This is a genomic window from Photobacterium sp. DNB22_13_2 (assembly GCF_052873915.1).
Window position 1 is genome coordinate 1 of sequence record NZ_JBNNXU010000201.1, and the last position, 254, is coordinate 254.

At 61.8% G+C, this 254-nt stretch carries 1 protein-coding gene; it reads left to right on the top strand.

Annotated features, from left to right (window positions below; translation table 11 throughout):
- Nucleotides 1-254, top strand: a 254-nt coding sequence (locus tag ACVA58_RS28360; protein WP_446513565.1) for a hypothetical protein, incomplete at both ends; no start/stop codon positions are given.

Genomic DNA, 254 nt, shown 5'->3' on the forward strand with positions numbered 1-254 from the left:
GATTACGGCGGTGCTGTCGCCGCGCATCTGGTTTCTAGGGGTGCCGGTGCTGGTGGCGCTGTTCATGTGGCGGCCGAGTCCGATCCTGATTCTGATTGCCGTGCTGGCTGCCCCGCAGCTGATGAAGGCGTGGCGCTACGATCCGGACGCACCGGAAAACCGCGCGTACTACAGCATCTCCAACGAGTCGCGCCTGACCTACACGGTTTACTACATCGGCCTGGTCGTCTTCCTGGCGATGATGAGTCACGAGT